The 15,499-nt window shown below is 69.0% G+C and carries 5 protein-coding genes and 1 pseudogene; all 6 read right to left on the bottom strand.

The genetic code is table 11. From position 1 onward, the window contains the following. Positions 1–330: 330 nt before the first annotated feature. The 6 genes and pseudogenes from ABIC90_RS22745 to ABIC90_RS22720 all read right to left on the bottom strand — a co-directional run bounded on the left by ABIC90_RS22745 (position 331) and on the right by ABIC90_RS22720 (position 15,374). Positions 331–3,948, bottom strand: coding sequence for a YadA-like family protein (locus ABIC90_RS22745; protein ID WP_354358196.1), 3,618 nt, complete (start codon positions 3,946–3,948; stop codon positions 331–333). A 138-nt stretch (positions 3,949–4,086) separates the two neighbouring features. Further along, positions 4,087–4,212: pseudogene (locus ABIC90_RS22740) on the bottom strand (ESPR domain-containing protein); the annotation flags it as partial. Positions 4,213–4,910: 698 nt separating this feature from the next. Then, the gene (locus ABIC90_RS22735) at positions 4,911–6,149 is read right to left on the bottom strand and encodes an MFS transporter (RefSeq protein WP_354358128.1); all 1,239 of its coding nucleotides are present in this window, start codon (positions 6,147–6,149) and stop codon (positions 4,911–4,913) included. Between the two features lie 199 nt (positions 6,150–6,348). After that, positions 6,349–6,876 (bottom strand): hypothetical protein, encoded by a 528-nt coding sequence (locus tag ABIC90_RS22730; RefSeq protein WP_354358126.1) that lies wholly within the window; start codon positions 6,874–6,876, stop codon positions 6,349–6,351. 48 nt (positions 6,877–6,924) lie between these two features. Next, on the bottom strand, positions 6,925–15,159 hold the full coding sequence (locus tag ABIC90_RS22725; protein WP_354358124.1) for a GH36-type glycosyl hydrolase domain-containing protein: 8,235 nt from the start codon (positions 15,157–15,159) through the stop codon (positions 6,925–6,927). Further along, the gene (locus ABIC90_RS22720; protein WP_354358123.1) at positions 15,156–15,374 is read right to left on the bottom strand and encodes a hypothetical protein; all 219 of its coding nucleotides are present in this window, start codon (positions 15,372–15,374) and stop codon (positions 15,156–15,158) included. The genes ABIC90_RS22725 and ABIC90_RS22720 overlap by 4 nt, the downstream gene beginning before the upstream one ends. Positions 15,375–15,499: the final 125 nt, after the last annotated feature.

Raw genomic sequence — 15,499 nt, 5'->3', positions numbered from 1 at the left:
GCTTTCATGCAGCCGCTGCAGGAGCCGCCTTGCGGGAACACCAGAAGCGCCACGCCCAGCACTTCGCAAGCAGCGCGCAGGCTCCGGTGCGCCAACTCGTCCTGCGAAGTCAGCAGCAGTAGCAGATCGAAATGCTGCCTACAGCCCGACGCGGTGAGGAAGTTGGCGGCGCTTGCGAACTTGGACGCCTGATGGCCCGTTGTTTCCCTGCCTGTCCTGCACCGCCGTGCCGTGCGCATCTTCGTCGTCCAGATGAGCCACCGCCACAGGACGATTGTGCAAACTCGCCATCATCCGGCCGCGCGATTTCGTTCTGGCTGCGAACGGCCGTCAATCGAACTCGTAGCCCACGCCCACGCCGACGTTGAGCCTGGTGCCGCTGTAGCCGCCGTTGACCTTGTAGACCCACTTGCCGTTGTCCGACCGCGACGAGAAGCCGATGGCGAGCGCGCCGTAGCCAGCGTAGTTGCCCACGCCCACGGACATCAGCGTCTTGCCAGGCGTCATGGACTGCGGCAGCGCGCTCATGGCGGAGGCCATCGCGATGCCGGAGTAGGCAATGCGCTGCGTGGCGCCGATCTGGCCCTGCAGCTGGCTCTGGGCGGCCCTCAACTGGCCCACGTTGACCGCGTCGGCGGGCGCGATGCCCGGCGCCACGTTCGAGACCCGCGTGCCGTTCGGCGCCTGGCCGTTGCCCAGCGTGACCTGGTTGTAATTGGCCGAGCCGTCGGGGTTGGTGGCGTACTGCACGCTGCCCGCGGCCACTGCGCTGGCGCTGGCCCTCAGCTGCGCCACGTTGGCAGCGTCGCTGTCGGCCGTGCCGGCTGCCACTCCCGTGATCTGGCGGAACTGGCCGTTGGCTGCGTCGCCGACCGACACCGCGGCCTGCGTGCTGGTGGTCGCCCGGATCGCGGCCTGCTGTTGTGCCGACGCGCCGCCGGGGATGTACCCCGCCGTGCCGGCTGCCGTCGATGCGACCGAGTTCGCACCCAGCGCCACGCCGCCGCTCTGCGTCACCACCGCGCCGAAGCCGATGGCCGTGCCATGGGAAATGTTCTGCGCCTGGCTCAGCGCCGTGCCGCCGGCGTCGGCGTCGTCGCCAAGCGCCACACCGCCGCGGCCGGCGCGGGAGTCCGTGCCGATGGCCTGCGCGTTGGTGGCCAATGAACCGGTGCCGATGGCGATCGCGTTGGCCCCCGTGGCCTGCGCGCCGAAGCCGACCGCCACGGCACCGTCGGCCGTCGCCTTCGCGCCGTTGCCCGCCGCAAAGGAATTGGCGCCGCTGGCCAGCGCCTGCGGCCCGATCGCCACGGCGTCCTGGCCGGAGGCCCTGGAGCCCGGCGCCGTCGAGTTGTTGTCGAAGTACTTTGTGCCGTCGTTGTAGAGGGTGTGGACCGCCGTGCTCAGGCTGCCGACGTTCAGTTCGGTGGTACTCAACCCGGTGGACAGGCTGCCAATGCCCAAGGTCGCTGTGCTCAGTCCGACCGACGTGGACGTCGAGAGGCTGCTGATGTTGCTGGTCGTGGAACTCAGGCCGGTGGACAGGCTGGAGATTCCGCTGGTGGAACTGCTCATGCCTGTCGACAGGCTGCTGACCGTGCTGTTGGTCGTGCTCAGGCCGGTGGACAGGCTGTCGATGCTGCTTGTCGCGGTGCTCAGGCCCGACGAGGTTGAAGTCGACAGGCTGCTCACGCTGCTGTTGGTCGTGCTCAGGCCTGTGGAGAGACTGGAGATACCGCTGGTCGCAGTGCTCAGGCCGGACGACACCGAGGTCGACAGGCTGCTGATGCTGCTGGTGGCCGTGCTCAGACCCGATGACGTCGAAGTCGACAAGCTGTCGATGCTGCTTGTCGCCGTGCTCAGGCCGCTCGACGTGGAAGTCGACAGGCTGCTCAAGCTGCTGTGGGTCGCGCTCAGCCCCGTGGAGAGGCTGGAGATGCCGCTGGCGGCGGTGCTCAGGCCCGATGACGTCGAGGTGGACAGGCTGTCGATGCGGCTGGTGGCCGTGCTCAGACCGGAGGACGTGGACGTCGACAGGCTGCTCACGCTGCTGTGGGTCGAACTCAAAGCGGTAGACACGCTGGAGATGCCGCTGGAGACGCTTGTCGAGAGCGATGTCAGCTGGCCGTAGTTCACTGCGTCGGTCGGGTTCGCGCCCGCAGCGAGATTGGTGATCCTCACAGGCGCCGTCGCGCCCACGCCGCCCAGCGTGATTGTGGTGCGACTCGCGTCGTCGTACTGGACCGAGCGGGCCAGGCCCGTCGACAAGCTGGAGATGCCGCTGGTCGCCGTGCTCAGGCCCGAGGAGGTCGAGGTCGACAGGCTGCCGATGCTGCTCGCGGTCGTGCTCAACCCGGTGCTCAATTGGGCCACCGTCACGGCATCCTGCAGCGCCGCGCCGTCGGCCACGTTCGTGATGCGGCGCTGCGCCAGAGACGAGCCCACCGACACCTCGGATGCAGGCGCGGTTGCGCCCGTGAGGAACCCCGTGGCCGTGGACGCCGAGGCACCCGTCGCGCTGCCCGCACCGATGGCAACGCTGTCGGCATAAGCCGCCTTGGCACCCACACCCACCGCGATGGCGGATGACCCAGTTGCCTGGGCCCCCTGACCCACCGCGATGGCATCCGTCTGGGTGGCCTTGGCCTGGGAGCCCACGGCAATGCTGTTCAAGCCCGAGGCCGTGCTCTGGTTGCCCACCGCCACCGCGGCGAAGTTCGAGGCGACGTTGCCGACACCCAGTGCCAGCGAATTGCCGCCGCTGGCATGGGCACCGTTGCCGAACGCCGAACTCGACCCGCCAGTGGCCTTGGCGGTGACGCCGACCGCCGTGTCCTGTGTTCCCGATGCCGACGCACCGTTGCCCAGTGCCGTCGCATCGGTGTTGGCCGCATTGGCGTTCACGCCGATCGCCGTACTGGTTCCGACGCTTGCCTTCGCCCCGTTGCCGATGGCCATGATGCCGCTGCCGTCGCCGGAGGCATTCGCCCCTACACCGATGGCGAGGCCCAAGATGCTGTCGACGATCGCGCCGCGTCCGACCGCGATCCCGAAGGTGGCCGTCCCGGCCACGGAAGACTCTCCGCCGATGGCGATCGAGTCGTGCGCGACCGCGTGCGCATCGGTGCCCAGCGCGAGCGAGTCGGTGCCGCTGGCCAGTGCCCCGGTGCCGACGGCCACCGCATTGGTGGCCGCGGCTTGGGTGTCGTTGCCGATGGCGACCCCAGCCGTGCTTTTGGCGACGGAGTACCGGCCGATGGCGACGCTGTGGTCGCCAAGTGCGCTCGCGATCGTGCCGATCGCAGTCGCCGAATGGCCGTCCGCGTTGGCCTCCGCGCCGATTGCAGTACCCAAGTCCTGTGTGGCAGCCGCGCTCGCGCCGATGGCGGTGCTCGCATACCCCAGGGCACTCGCGTTGTTGCCCGCGGCCAGCGCGAACTCGCCGGCCGCACGCGCGCTTTCGCCGAACGCCGTGCTCGAGGCAGCGGCGGCATTGCTCAGGAAACCCACGGCCGTCGAATTCAGTCCCTTTGCGCTCGCCGACTGTCCGAACGCGGCGGAACTGAGGCCTTCGGCGTTGGCGCCGGTACCGATCGCGGTGCCGAAGGTGTTGGCGCGTGCGTCCTTGCCGATCGCGACGGCTTGGCTGCCGTAGGCATTCGCCTGGCTGCCGATCGCGACGGTGTCCGAAGCGATGGCTCGGGCGCCGATGCCGATGGCAGAACTGTTGTCGCCGGAGGCCGTGGTCGCGCTGTTGCCTACCTGGAAATGGTTGGCAAAGATCGTCGTGGTGGAGTTTGTGGCGCCCTCGTCGCCCAGCGTGACATTCGAGGTGTTGGCGAGGTCGGAGTTGCCGACGAAGTAGTTGCGGACAACGCCCCCGGTGCCACCGCCCCGCAAGACAAGAAATTCGTCACGTCCGGTCGAATCGGGATTCGCGGTGAACATGAGACCGAAGCCGATCGTGCGCCCCGCCCCTGGCTGGCAATTCACGAGCGGGTCGACAGCGCTGCATGCGAGCTGCTGCGCATGGGCTGCCGGGATCGTCCCGCCAAAGGCAAGAGCCACCGAAGCAGACAGCAAGGTGAATCGCAGAACGAAGCCCCCGGTACGACCGCTCTTGCCTGCCTTGCCTCTGCTCTTTTCCCGCTCGCTGACCGCCACCCAGGCACCCAGCGATTCATTCCAGATGGAGCGGTAAATATTGTTCATGCCAAGTTTCTTCCAGTGATTTCCAGACGGTTGGAGTCGATGCCGGAGTGGGTTGCCCCATCTGCATCGCGTGGCCCGGTTCGATGACACGCACAGAGGCAACCCGCAGCCAGGCCACCGTGCAACGGTGGATTCCGCAGGCAATGAAATGCTGCGTCGAGTTGGTTTGCGCCACCCCTGCTGATTTTTGTTATCGAATTTCGAGAGGCGCGAGTCTAGAAGTGCACCACGCTTTGGGCGCGTTAAATAGTCCTCAGCAAATCAAAGATTCATTAACAACCGCCATGGATTGTTGGCTTTGGAATTTTTGTGTGAATTTTGTCGCGCAGGAAATATCGGGCCAATGCCCGATTTGCGCGAGGCGCGGCCGTTTCTGCTGCATTGGCCCAGTAGAAAAGCCGTTCGCGGGCATCGCGTTGGAGGCTGCGGCGTGGGCGTAGGAACATCGTCGCCCGTGCGCAGGTGCATGGCGACAGCCCGGCGCTTCAAAAACTAAAACACTTAATCGTGCTCAGTGAGTTTCCGGAGCGCGACGGCGTGAAAAAATTAACAGATCCGAATTGAAGCGAGGGCTGGGCTTCAAAAATCGATCAACTATTAAAAATTGATTGCGCAAAGAATCAATTTATAAAAATGGCGGCATCGATTTCTTTTAAATCAATGCCGCCATCCCATTCGAAAATTCCGAAAGACTTCGCTTACTCCGGAATAACCGCCAGCGGCGCCCCGCCGCGCGCGCGGCCCAGCGTGCCGACGATCAGCGCGGCAATCAGCACCAGCACGCCGCTGAGCACCATCGCGCTCGAAATGCCGAAGTTGTCGACCGTGACGCCGCCGATCAGCGCGCCCGAGGCAATCGCCACCTGGAAGCCGCTCACCAGCAGCGCCTGGCCGGCTTCGGGCGCATCGGGCACGGCTTCCATCATCCAGCCGGTGAGCGCCACCGGAATCAGGCCGAAGGCCACGCCCCAGATGAACACCACCACGGCGCCGGGCGCGAAGCCGCTGCCGATCAGCGTGGACAGCAGCAGCGCCGCGGCCAGCATCAGCGCGGCCAGCAAGGTGGTGCCGCGCACGCTGCGCGCCACCAGGCTGCCGCCGACGAAAGTGCCGATGAAGCCCACCGCGCCGTACACCAGCAGCAGCATCGAGACCTCGTTGGGCGCCAGGCCGAACACCTGCTGCAGCAGCGGCTTCAGGTAGGTGTAGGCGGCGAAGTGGCCGGCAATGAAGAACAGCACCGCGAGCAGGCCGACCTGCGCCATGCGGCGGGTGAGCGGCGTGAGCAGGTCACGGGCGCCGATGGCGCGTGCCGGCGGCATGGCGGGCAGCAGCCACAGCTGCACCAGCAGCACCACCGCGGCCAGCGCACCGGTCACTGCGAACGAAGCGCGCCAGCCGAAGAGCGTGCCGAGGAACGAGCCCGCGGGCACGCCGAGCACGGTGGCGGCCGACACGCCGGCCAGCACGTACGACATGGCCCGCGCCTTGGAGGCGTCCGGCACCAATTGCGTGGCGGCGGCCGGTGCAAAGGTCCAGAAGCCGCCCACGCACAGGCCCAGCAGCAGGCGGGCCACCAGCATGGTCGCGAAGTTGGGCGCAAAAGCGGCCAGCAGGTTCGAGGCGATCAGCAAGGTGGTGAGCGCAATCAGCACCGTGCGGCGGTCCAGCTTGCCCGAAGCGACGATCAGCCCGGGCCCGGCGAGGGCGGCGAGCACGCCGGGCATGGTGATCATGAGTCCGGCCGTGCCATCAGACACGTTCAGGCCGCGCGCAATGTCGGTGAGCAGGCCGATGGGCATGAACTCGGTGGAGACCATCGCAAAGGTGCCGACGGCGATGGAGCCGACGGCCAGCCACGCGGAGCGTGCCGCCGGCCTGGCCAGCCCGGGCGCGAGATCGTCGGCGCAGGGGTTGCTGCTGGGGGTGTTCATCATGATGAAAGGAATCCTGGAGCGCAGCGGCAAGGCGCGTGCCGGTGCTGGTTGCGGGAGTCCAGGGAGTGTGGAAGCGGGCGCCTTTGTGACAAAGGGGCCGCGCGGCAGTAGTCAGTTTCCCAGGGACGAACAATCGCCCCTTTTCGCGATCGGCCGCCCGCGGTTGCTGCTGTTTGGCGGCTATCGCCATCCGGCGACGCTAGGCGGGCGACAAGACCCGGCCGTCAGCCACGAACAGGTCGTCCACCAGCACCCGAAAGTCCGCGCCCGGCGCAAAGCGGGGGCGGGCGAGCTCGGGCGTGAGGAACTCGATAGCCAGCGCATGCGGCTTGCCGCGCTCCAGCGCCTCGCCCGGCGGCACGATCCAGCGGGCGGAGAAGCCCTCCTTGTCGACCACCAGCGCACACCGGTATTCCCCGGCGGAGAGCGGCACATCGTGAACCGGCAGCGCCGCGGGGCGCAGCGTGAGCTCGACCTGCAGATGCGGCGTGAACGACTCCCGCCCATCGAAGCTTGCGGGTTCGGGCGGCGGTGCACGGCGCGGCAGCTTGCCGATGAGCCAGGCGATCACGTTGCCGATGATCGGCACCCACAGCACCATCAGCAGCGTGGCGATGTCGCGCGTGGTGCTGCCGCGCTCCGCGTAGTGCCGCACCACCGCGCCCGCGATCGCCACGCACAGCAGGATGAAGACGATGAGCTGGCGGCGGAACTGGATCTTGGTCATGGGCGTGCGAGAGAAATCGGCCCGCGGACCTTAACCCAGTAAAGGCACTCAACCCACGCGCAGCACCGCATCCACCGGCAGCGCCTGCCAATCGATCCACTCGCCCACCGCCGCATGGTGCGTGGGCGTCGCGGCAAGCTCGGGCGTGCCCCACTGCAGCGTGAGGCTGCGCTCGCCCAGCCGCAGCGCGATCTCGAAGCCCGGCCAGTGCGCGGGCACGTGCGGCGTCAGTGAAAGCTGCCTTCCCTTCACGCGCAGGCCCAGCAGCGTTTCGACGGCCGCGCGGTGCAGCCATGCGGCCGAGCCGGTGTACCAGCTCCAGCCGCCGCGTCCGACGTACGGCGCGGCGCCGTAGATGTCGCCTGCCATCACGTAGGGCTCCAGCTCGTAGGCCGGCCCGCGCTCCGGGTGCGCGGCGCGGTGGGCGGGGCTCAGGCCCTCGAAGCTCTGCCACGCGGCTTCACGGTCGCCCTGCATCGCCTGCGCCATCAGCGCCCACACGGCGCCGTGCGAATACTGGCCGCCGTTCTCGCGCACGCCCGGCGGGTAGGCCTGGATGTAGCCGGGGTTGTTGGTCGAGTGCGCGAAAGGCGGCGTCAACAGGCGCAGCAGGCCGGCCGGCTCGTCGTGCAGGTGCTTCTTCACGGCGGCCATCGCCGGGCCGGTGTGGGCCTCGTCCGAAGCGCCCGAGAGCACCGACCACGCCTGCGCGATCAGGTCGATGCGGCATTCGTCGTTGGCCGACGAGCCCAGCGGCGCGCCGTTGTCGAAGAAGGCGCGGCGGAACCACGCGCCGTCCCAGCCGGCATCGTGCAGCGCGGCGATCCAGCCGCGCCGCGCCTCGGTCCAGCGCGCGGCGCGCTCGTGCTCGCCGCGTGCTTGTGCGATGGGCGCGTAGTGCGCCACCACGCTGCACAGGAACCACGCGAGCCACACCGATTCGCCCCGGCCTTCGTGGCCCACGCGGTTCATGCCGTCGTTCCAGTCGCCGGTGCCCATCAGCGGCAGGCCGTGCACGCCGGTGGCGAGGCTGCGGTCGATGGCGCGTGCGCCGTGGTCGAACACCGTGGCCGTGCGGCCGCTGTTATGCGGCGCGTAGTAGGCGTCTTCGGCGCCGTCCGGGATGGTGGGACCTTCGATGAAGGCGACCACCTCGTCGAGCAACGCGGCATCGCCCGTCACTTCCACGTAGTGCGCCGCTGCGAACGGCAGCCACAGCAGGTCGTCCGAGAAATGCGTGCGCACGCCGGCGCCGCCGGGCATGTGCCACCAGTGCTGCACGTCGCCTTCGGGGAACTGGCGCGCGGCGTTCACCAGGATCTGCTCGCGCAGCCGCGCCGGATCGGTGAGCGCAAAAGCCATCGCGTCCTGCAGCTGATCGCGAAAGCCGAAGGCGCCGCCCGCCTGGTAGAAGCCGGCCTTCGACCAGAGCCGGCAGGCCAGCGTCTGGTAGATGAGCCAGCGGTTGACCATCGCATCGAAGAGCGGGTCGGGCGTGCGCACCTGAAGACGGCCCAGCAGCTCGTCCCAGAAGCCGCGCACCTGCGCCAGCGCCTCGGGCACGTCGCGCTGCCGCCAGCGATGCGCCAGGTCGAGCGCCGCCTGGGCGGAGTCGGCATGGCCCAGCACGAAGGTGAATTCCACGGTCTCGCCGCCGCCGACCACGAATTCACCGTCGATGGCCGCGCAGGCATCGAGCCCGCTGCCGGCGCGGCGCGCCAGGGTGTCGGGCACCTCCACGATGCCGTGGCCGGCGAAGAACTCGTTGCGGTCGCAGGTCCATTGCGTGGCGCCCACCGTTCCGCCGCGCCATCCGGTGAGCAGCAAGAAAGCCGCGCTGCCGCCGAAGCCGCCGCTGGCTTCGCGCTGCTGGCCGAACACCGCGGGCTGGTCCTCGGGCTTCCAGCAATGCACCGTGCGGCGTGCGCCGCGCGCGGCGCCCATCTGCCACTCGACCATGCCGAGCGCGCGCAGGCGCCGCTGCCCGGCGCCTTCGTTGTGCACGCGCACATGCACCAGCTTCACGGCGTCGTCGCGGTCCGCGAAGAAGGTGGTGTGGAGCGTCAGGTTGTGCAGCCGGCATTCGAAGACGGTGTAGCCCTGCCCGTGCCGCACGCGGTGCCGCACGGCCTCGGAGCCGGATGCACCCCGGCCGGCCGGCGTGAGCGGCAGCAGTTCGCGCGTCGACAGGTCCTGCAGCAGGTAGTGCTCGAAGGCCGGGTCCTGCACCGGATCGTTCGACCACGGCGTGACCTGGTGCATGCGGCTGTTGCCGGCCCAGGTGAAGCCGGTGCCCCATTCGGACACCTGGAAGCCGAAGCCGGCGTTGGCGATCACGTTGACCCAGGGGCGCGGCGTGCGGTTGTCCAGGTCCACGTCGAAGCGGAACTCGCCGCTGTGCGCATCGAAGCGGCCTGCGGGCGCGGGCAACGGCATCGTCGCGGGCCCTGCGGACCGGGGCGCGGCCGAGCGCATCAGGAGCGGCGTGCGATGCGGCACCGGCGCGCTGCTGTCGTCGGCGACGGTGGGGCTGCGCGCCTCGTGCGAGGCCGCCACCTGCGCTTCGAGCACCCGTCCGTCGGCGGTGAACACCACGCGCGCGAGGTTGGAGAGCGCGGCCTTTTCCGAAGGCACCACCTCGTGGTCGCGCAGCAGGTAGAAGCCGGCCGTGTCGTGGCGCGGAAAGCTGTTCTGCGTTTGCTGTGCCACGCGTGCGCGCAGCATCTCTATTTCGCGCTGCAGCGGCATCAGGTAGGAATTGGGCTCGCTGTTGAGCACCACCAGGTCGCAGGCCACGCCGCCGAAACCCCACCACGGCTGCGCGCGCAGCAGCGTGTTGATGAGCCCCATGCCGTTCATCGAGTGGATGTAGACCAGCACGATGGGCTTGTCGCCCGAGATGCCGAAGCGCCAGATCTGCCGCAGGTCGATGAGCCCGCGGTCTTTCATGATGCGCGGCGTGGTGTAGGTGAGGATGGTCGTCAGGTCCTGCAGCGCCAGGTTCTGCGCGGGCGCGATGCTCAGGTCGCGCAGCCGCACCTGCGCCAGCGTGGCGGCCATGCGTGTGGCGCGCTCCACGTGCATCGGCTGCATGTAGCGGTCGATGCTGGGCATCAGCGCCTCGATGCTTTCGTCGGCGGCGGTCGCGAAGCTCAGGCGCGCGGTGGCGCCCGGCGCGATCGACAGGCGAACGCGCAGGCAGGCGATGGGGTCCAGGCCGTTCACCGGCTTGCCGTTGGCGCCCAGCGGCTGCGCATCGAGCGCGGGGCTCGCGAGCGATCGGTTGCGGCCGATGAAGGCGCGCCGGTCGGTCATGCAGTCGATCGAGAGCACGTTGGCGTCGATGGAGGCCACGAAGTGCGCGGCCGCCATGACCGCGTCGCCGTGCAGCCGGGGCTTGCGCGACAGCAGCAGCGCGCGCCACGCGGGCTCCCAGCGCGATTCGACGAACAGGTTGGCGAAGGCCGGATGCGCCTCGTCGGCCTTGGGGTTGGACAGCACCGGCTCGAAGTAGGAAATGAGTTCCAGCGTGCGCGTGCGGTCGCCCGAGTTGTGCAGCGTGACGTTGCGCAGTTCGGTGTCGTCCTCGGGGCTGATCAGCACCGTGGTGCGCACCTGAAGGCCGGGGCCGGCCGCGTCGAACTGCACCTGGTCGGCGAGGAAGCGGGTGCGGTAGCGCCAGTCGGCGCCGGGCGCGGGCAGGGCGGTGAGCGAAACGAGGTCGCGCTGTCCTTCCTGTCCTTCATCCCGCAGGTAGAAGAAGGTGCCGTGGCTGTCGCGCAGCGGGTCGTCGCGCCAGCGGGTCACGTTGAACGAACGCCAGCGGCTCACGCCCGCGCCGTTGGGGCGCAGGGCCACCGTGTAGCGGCCGTTGGAGAGCAGGTGCATGGGCTGGAAGCCGGCCGCCGTCGGGTCGACCACGCGCGGCTGGAACAGCGGCGAGAGCTCGGCCTGGCTGGGCTCGGGCGGCGTGCGCGGATCGGCGCTGCCGATGATCTGCCGCGGCGTGCGCTCGTGCAGCAGCGACTCGTGCGCCTGCACCAGCGCGGCGCTGCCGAACCAGCGGCGCGGCGCCTCGGCGCGCAGCACATGGCACAGCGCGACCAGCGACATGCCTTGGTGGTGCGCCATGAAGTTGCGCACCACGGTGAAGCTCTGGCCCTGGGCCTGGCGGGAGGCGGTGAAGTCCACCGCGTCGTGAAAGCCGAACTCGCCGCGCGCGCCCATCGACTCCAGCAGTTCGAGGTTGGCCACTGCCGCGGCCGGTGCGAGCACCGCCGCCATCGCGCTCGCATACGGCGCGACCACGCGGTCGGTGGGCGGCGTGCGGCGCAGCGCCAGGCGGGGCACGCCGAAGGGCGAGTACTGGTAGGCCAGCGAGTGGTCCTGCGCGAAGTAGGCCGATTCCGAAACGCCCCACGGCAGGTTCTGCGCGCGGCCGAAGGCCTGCTGCTCGGCGATGGCGGCCGAGTTGGCCACCTGCAGCAGGCCGTCTTCGGGTTCGGACATCACCAGCGCGGGCATCAGGTACTCGAACATCGAGCCCGACCACGACTTGAGGCTGGGCTGGAAGCCCACCAGCAGGAACGGCCGGCCCAGCGCCATCCAGTGGCGGCGCGGCACGTCGCCCTTGGCGATCGCCAGAAAGCTCAACAGGCGCGACTCGGAGGCCAGCAGGTCGTAGTAGCTCGCGTCGAGCACGTTCTCCTCCACGCGCAGGCCGATGTGGAACAGGTGGCGCTTGGGGTCGTAGAGCCCGCTGAAATCCATGCCGTGGTGCAGTGCATCGCAGCGCTGCGCAAGGGCTTCGAGCGCGGGCGCTTCGTCGGCCTCGCAGCCCTCGGCGGCGAAGGCGCGGCAGGCCTGCGCCACCGTCACCAGGTGGCCTGCGAAGTTGCCGCTGTCCACGCTGGAAACATAGTCCGGCGGCAGCGGCTTGAGCGTCTGCGTGTCGTACCAGTTGAACAGGTGGCCGTGGTGCTTGTGCATGCGGTCCACGGTGTCCAGGGTAGCGGTCAGGCGTGAGAGCAGCGCCGCCGTATCGATCCATCGGAACTCGCGCGCGCAGCAGGCGGCCAGCAGGTACATGCCGATGTTGGTCGGCGAGGTGCGGTGCGCAACGGTGGGCTGCGGCTCCAGCTGCAGGTTGTCGGGCGGCAGGTGGTTGTCTTCGGGGCCGACCACATGCTCGAAGAAGCGCCAGGTGTCCTGCGCGAGCTGTTCGAGGTAGCCGCGCTGCTTGGCGTTCAAGGGGTCGGGCAGCTCGGCATCGACGCGGCTGCTCCACCATGCCGCGACCGGCGCCAGCGCCCAGGTGATGAACAGCAGCGGCCCGACGACCGGGTAGGCGCTCCAGTGCGCGAGCACCGCGAGCGCGAGGCAAAGCCCGCTGCTGAGGGCGCCGCCGCGAAGAAACGGCAGCAGCTCCTGGCTGGACTGTGCCTGGGCCTGCGCCGCCGTGGTCCATTGCAGCAGGTGCCTGCGGCTCACGACCAGCCGCCATGTCGCGAGCACGGCCGCATCGAGCAGCAGGCGCGTCTGCGCCGCGAGCTGCACGAACTGCCAGGCGGCACCGGCCATGGCCCGCAGCAACTCGACCGCGCCCACATCGAAGAAGTGACGCAGCTCGATGGCGCGGCGCGTGGGCACCAGCCCCGCCAGTGCGCCGAGCAGCGGCCCCAGCACGAGCGCCGAAGCGACGGCCGCGAGCGCCCAGCCGAGCGGCATGGCCTGCGTGAAGATCACCAGCACCAGCAACGCGAAGGAGGCGGGCACCACCTGCGAGCGGCGCAGGTTGTCGCCCATCTTCCAGAGGCCCAGCGCGTCGATGCCGAAGCGCCGGGCGCGCCACATCAGCGGCAGCAGTTGCCAGTCGCCGCGCACCCAGCGGTGCACGCGCGATGCGGCCACGCCGGCGTGGTGCGGATGGTCTTCGACCAGCACCACGTCGCTCACCATCGCGCAGCGCGCGACCGTGCCTTCGAGCAGGTCGTGGCTCAGCACGGCGCTGTCGGGCAGGCGGCGGTCGAGGGTGGCGTGCACGGCGCGCACGTTCAAGAGGCCCTTGCCGGTGAAGGAGCCGCTGCCGAACACGTCCTGGTAGAAGTCGGAGGCGCCGCTGCCGTAGGGGTCCAGTCCGCACTGGCCGGCGAATATCCAGTGGAAGAAGGAGCGCTCGTTGCGCAGCGGAAACGGCGTCACGATGCGCGGCTGCAGGATGCCGAAGCCCGCGACCACGCAGCGGCTCTGCAGGTCGACTTCGGGGGCGTTGAGCGGGTGGGCCGCAATCGACACCAGGTCGCGCAGTGCGCCTGGCGGCAGGCCGGTGTCGCTGTCCAGGGTCAGCACATAGGGCGTGCGGCCCGCGGCCAGTTGCTGGCCCGGCGCGAGCGGCAGGAAGCCTTCGGCGTTGCCGGTCGCCAGCAGGCGCATCAGCATCTCCAGCTTGCCGCGCTTGCGCTCCCAGCCCATCCAGCGTTCCTCGGTGTCGCTCCAGCTGCGGGGGCGGTGCAGCACAAGAAAGCGCGGGGCCGCGCCGTCGGGCACGGGGTACCTTGCGTTGAGCGCCGCGATGCGCGCGATGGCGTCGTCGAGCAGCGGTGCGTCTTCAGGCAGCGAGGCCTGCCGCGCATCGGCCCAGTCGGTCAGCAGCGCGAACTGCGCGTGCCGCTCGCGGTTGGCGAGCCAGTGCAGCTCGAGCCGGTGGGCCAGCTGCGTGTTGCTCGCCGTGGAAGTCAGCAAGGTTGGAATGACCACGAGCGCACGGTGCCGCTCGGGAATGCCGGTGGCGAAGTCCAGGCGCGGCAAGGCCTGCACCCGCACCGACTCCGCCATGATCCGCTGCGCCAGTGCGATCAGCGCCTCGGAGAGCGGCCACGCCAGCAGCATCAGCGCGAGCACGGTGGTCCAGTCGCTGCGGTGCGCCAGGCCGTGCGCCACGGCGAACAGCAGCAAGGCGGTGCCCACGGCAACGCACAGCAGGTACACCGGCAGGCGCCAGCTGCGGCCCCCGCCGCGCATCGGGCGCTTTGGCGCAACGCGGCCATCGCGGGCCGGCGGCGCATCGGCTTGCAGCGCGGCGATCAGCGCCGGGCGGCCCTGGCCGAACAGGTAGTAGCCGGCGGTGCTGTCGGCACGGTCGGTGTCCGCGTCGGCTTCGGTGTCGTCATCGATGCCATCGCGCGGCGCGCCCGCCGCCAGGCGAACCACGGCCTCGGCCACTTCGCGCTCGGGCTGGCCGGTGTGGCGCGCCACCTGTTCCATCGCATGCGTGATCTGCTGGCGTGTGAGTTCGCTTTCGCTCGCAAAGCTGGGCAACTCGCGCAGCACGCGCAGCGACCGGCTCACCGGCTCGATGAGGTCGCTCCACTCCACCTGGCCGATCATCCGCAGCGTGGTGATGATGTTGCCCACCGTGAGGTTGGCGGCGGCCTGCGCGTTCTGCGCATCGTTGATCAGCGCGGGGCCGTTGGGACAGTGCTGCTCGGTCCAGCGCACCAGCGCGGGCATGTTCTCGCCGTGCTCCACCGGCAGGCGCTGCCAGAGCTGCGTGAGGTAGTTGTCCTGCAGGCCGTGGCTTTGCAGCGCGCGGTAGAGCACGTCGAGGTCCTGTGCCGAAAGATTCGGCGCCGCGTCCCAGGCCGCATGCGCGATCTCGCGCGCGACCTTGTTCTCGGCAATGCTCTCGGCCACGCGACGCAGGTTTTCGAGCAGCACGACGCGCAGCGTGGTGGGCAGCGCCCAGAGTTCGCCCAGCGTGAGCTCGTCGATGTCCTGGTAGGCGTTGAGGAAGGCGGTGAACAGCGTGTTGTTGAGCACGCTGTCGGTGTGGGCCACATAGGCCCAGGCGATGCCGTACACGCGCGGCAGGCCCGCCAGCGGCGCCGAGGCGAGCTTGGGCAGGCGCGCGTAGTAGCTGCGCGGCACGCCGTCGTGGATCTGCTGGAGCTGCGCCTCGACCAGGTGGAAATTGTCGAGCAGCCATTCGGCCGCCGGCGACACATAGCGCCCGCTCTGCGAGATCAGCGCGATGTAGTCGAAGGCGTTGCGCAGCGACTCGAGGTTCTCGTCCACGCGCGGAAAAAAGGGCGATCTCTCGCGCGCGTGCGCATCGTCCTGCACCGCTTGCGCGCGCGCGAGGCTGTGGCCGTGCTGTTCGAAACGTTGGGTGCCGAAGAGTTCGGCGCGTATCGGAAGTGCCAGGGGATCGTGCGGCCCCAGCAGAAGCGTCCGGGCGTAGTGACTGAGCCCCTGGAGGCGGTCGACGACGGCTGCGGCGCTCAAGCGATCGCGAAGACGCCGATGCCGACGACCGTCGCCATGCAAGCCATTGTCACGATGCGTCCCGCGGCGAGTGCGCGCACCCGTTGCATATGGCTTCGCACGGAGAACCATCGGCCATGGGCACGCGCGCAGTGACGCATGTGGGAGGCGAGGGCTTCGAAATCGTCGTTGACGAAATCGACTTGCGAATGGGTGAGGGACTGCGGGACTGACATTGCAACGGGCTCCTGTGAAACGACTTCGAGCTGCCGCGCGATTGCGAGAACTGTGAACGTGTCCGACCGTACCTGTTTAATTGACCTTACGGGTTCCTCATTCCCGACTGTTCACGTAGGAGAGG

The sequence above is a fragment of the Variovorax boronicumulans genome (assembly GCF_040544675.1).
Classification (GTDB): Bacteria; Pseudomonadota; Gammaproteobacteria; order Burkholderiales; family Burkholderiaceae_C; genus Variovorax; species Variovorax boronicumulans_D.
This window is presented reverse-complemented; position numbering and strand designations above follow the sequence as displayed.

Coding starts and splice junctions, on each gene's coding strand:
- ABIC90_RS22745 (WP_354358196.1), bottom strand. CDS start 3,948: ATGTTCACCGCGAATCCCGATTCGACCGGACGTGACGAATTTCTTGTC.
- ABIC90_RS22735 (WP_354358128.1), bottom strand. CDS start 6,149: ATGATGAACACCCCCAGCAGCAACCCCTGCGCCGACGATCTCGCGCCC.
- ABIC90_RS22730 (WP_354358126.1), bottom strand. CDS start 6,876: ATGACCAAGATCCAGTTCCGCCGCCAGCTCATCGTCTTCATCCTGCTG.
- ABIC90_RS22720 (WP_354358123.1), bottom strand. CDS start 15,374: ATGTCAGTCCCGCAGTCCCTCACCCATTCGCAAGTCGATTTCGTCAAC.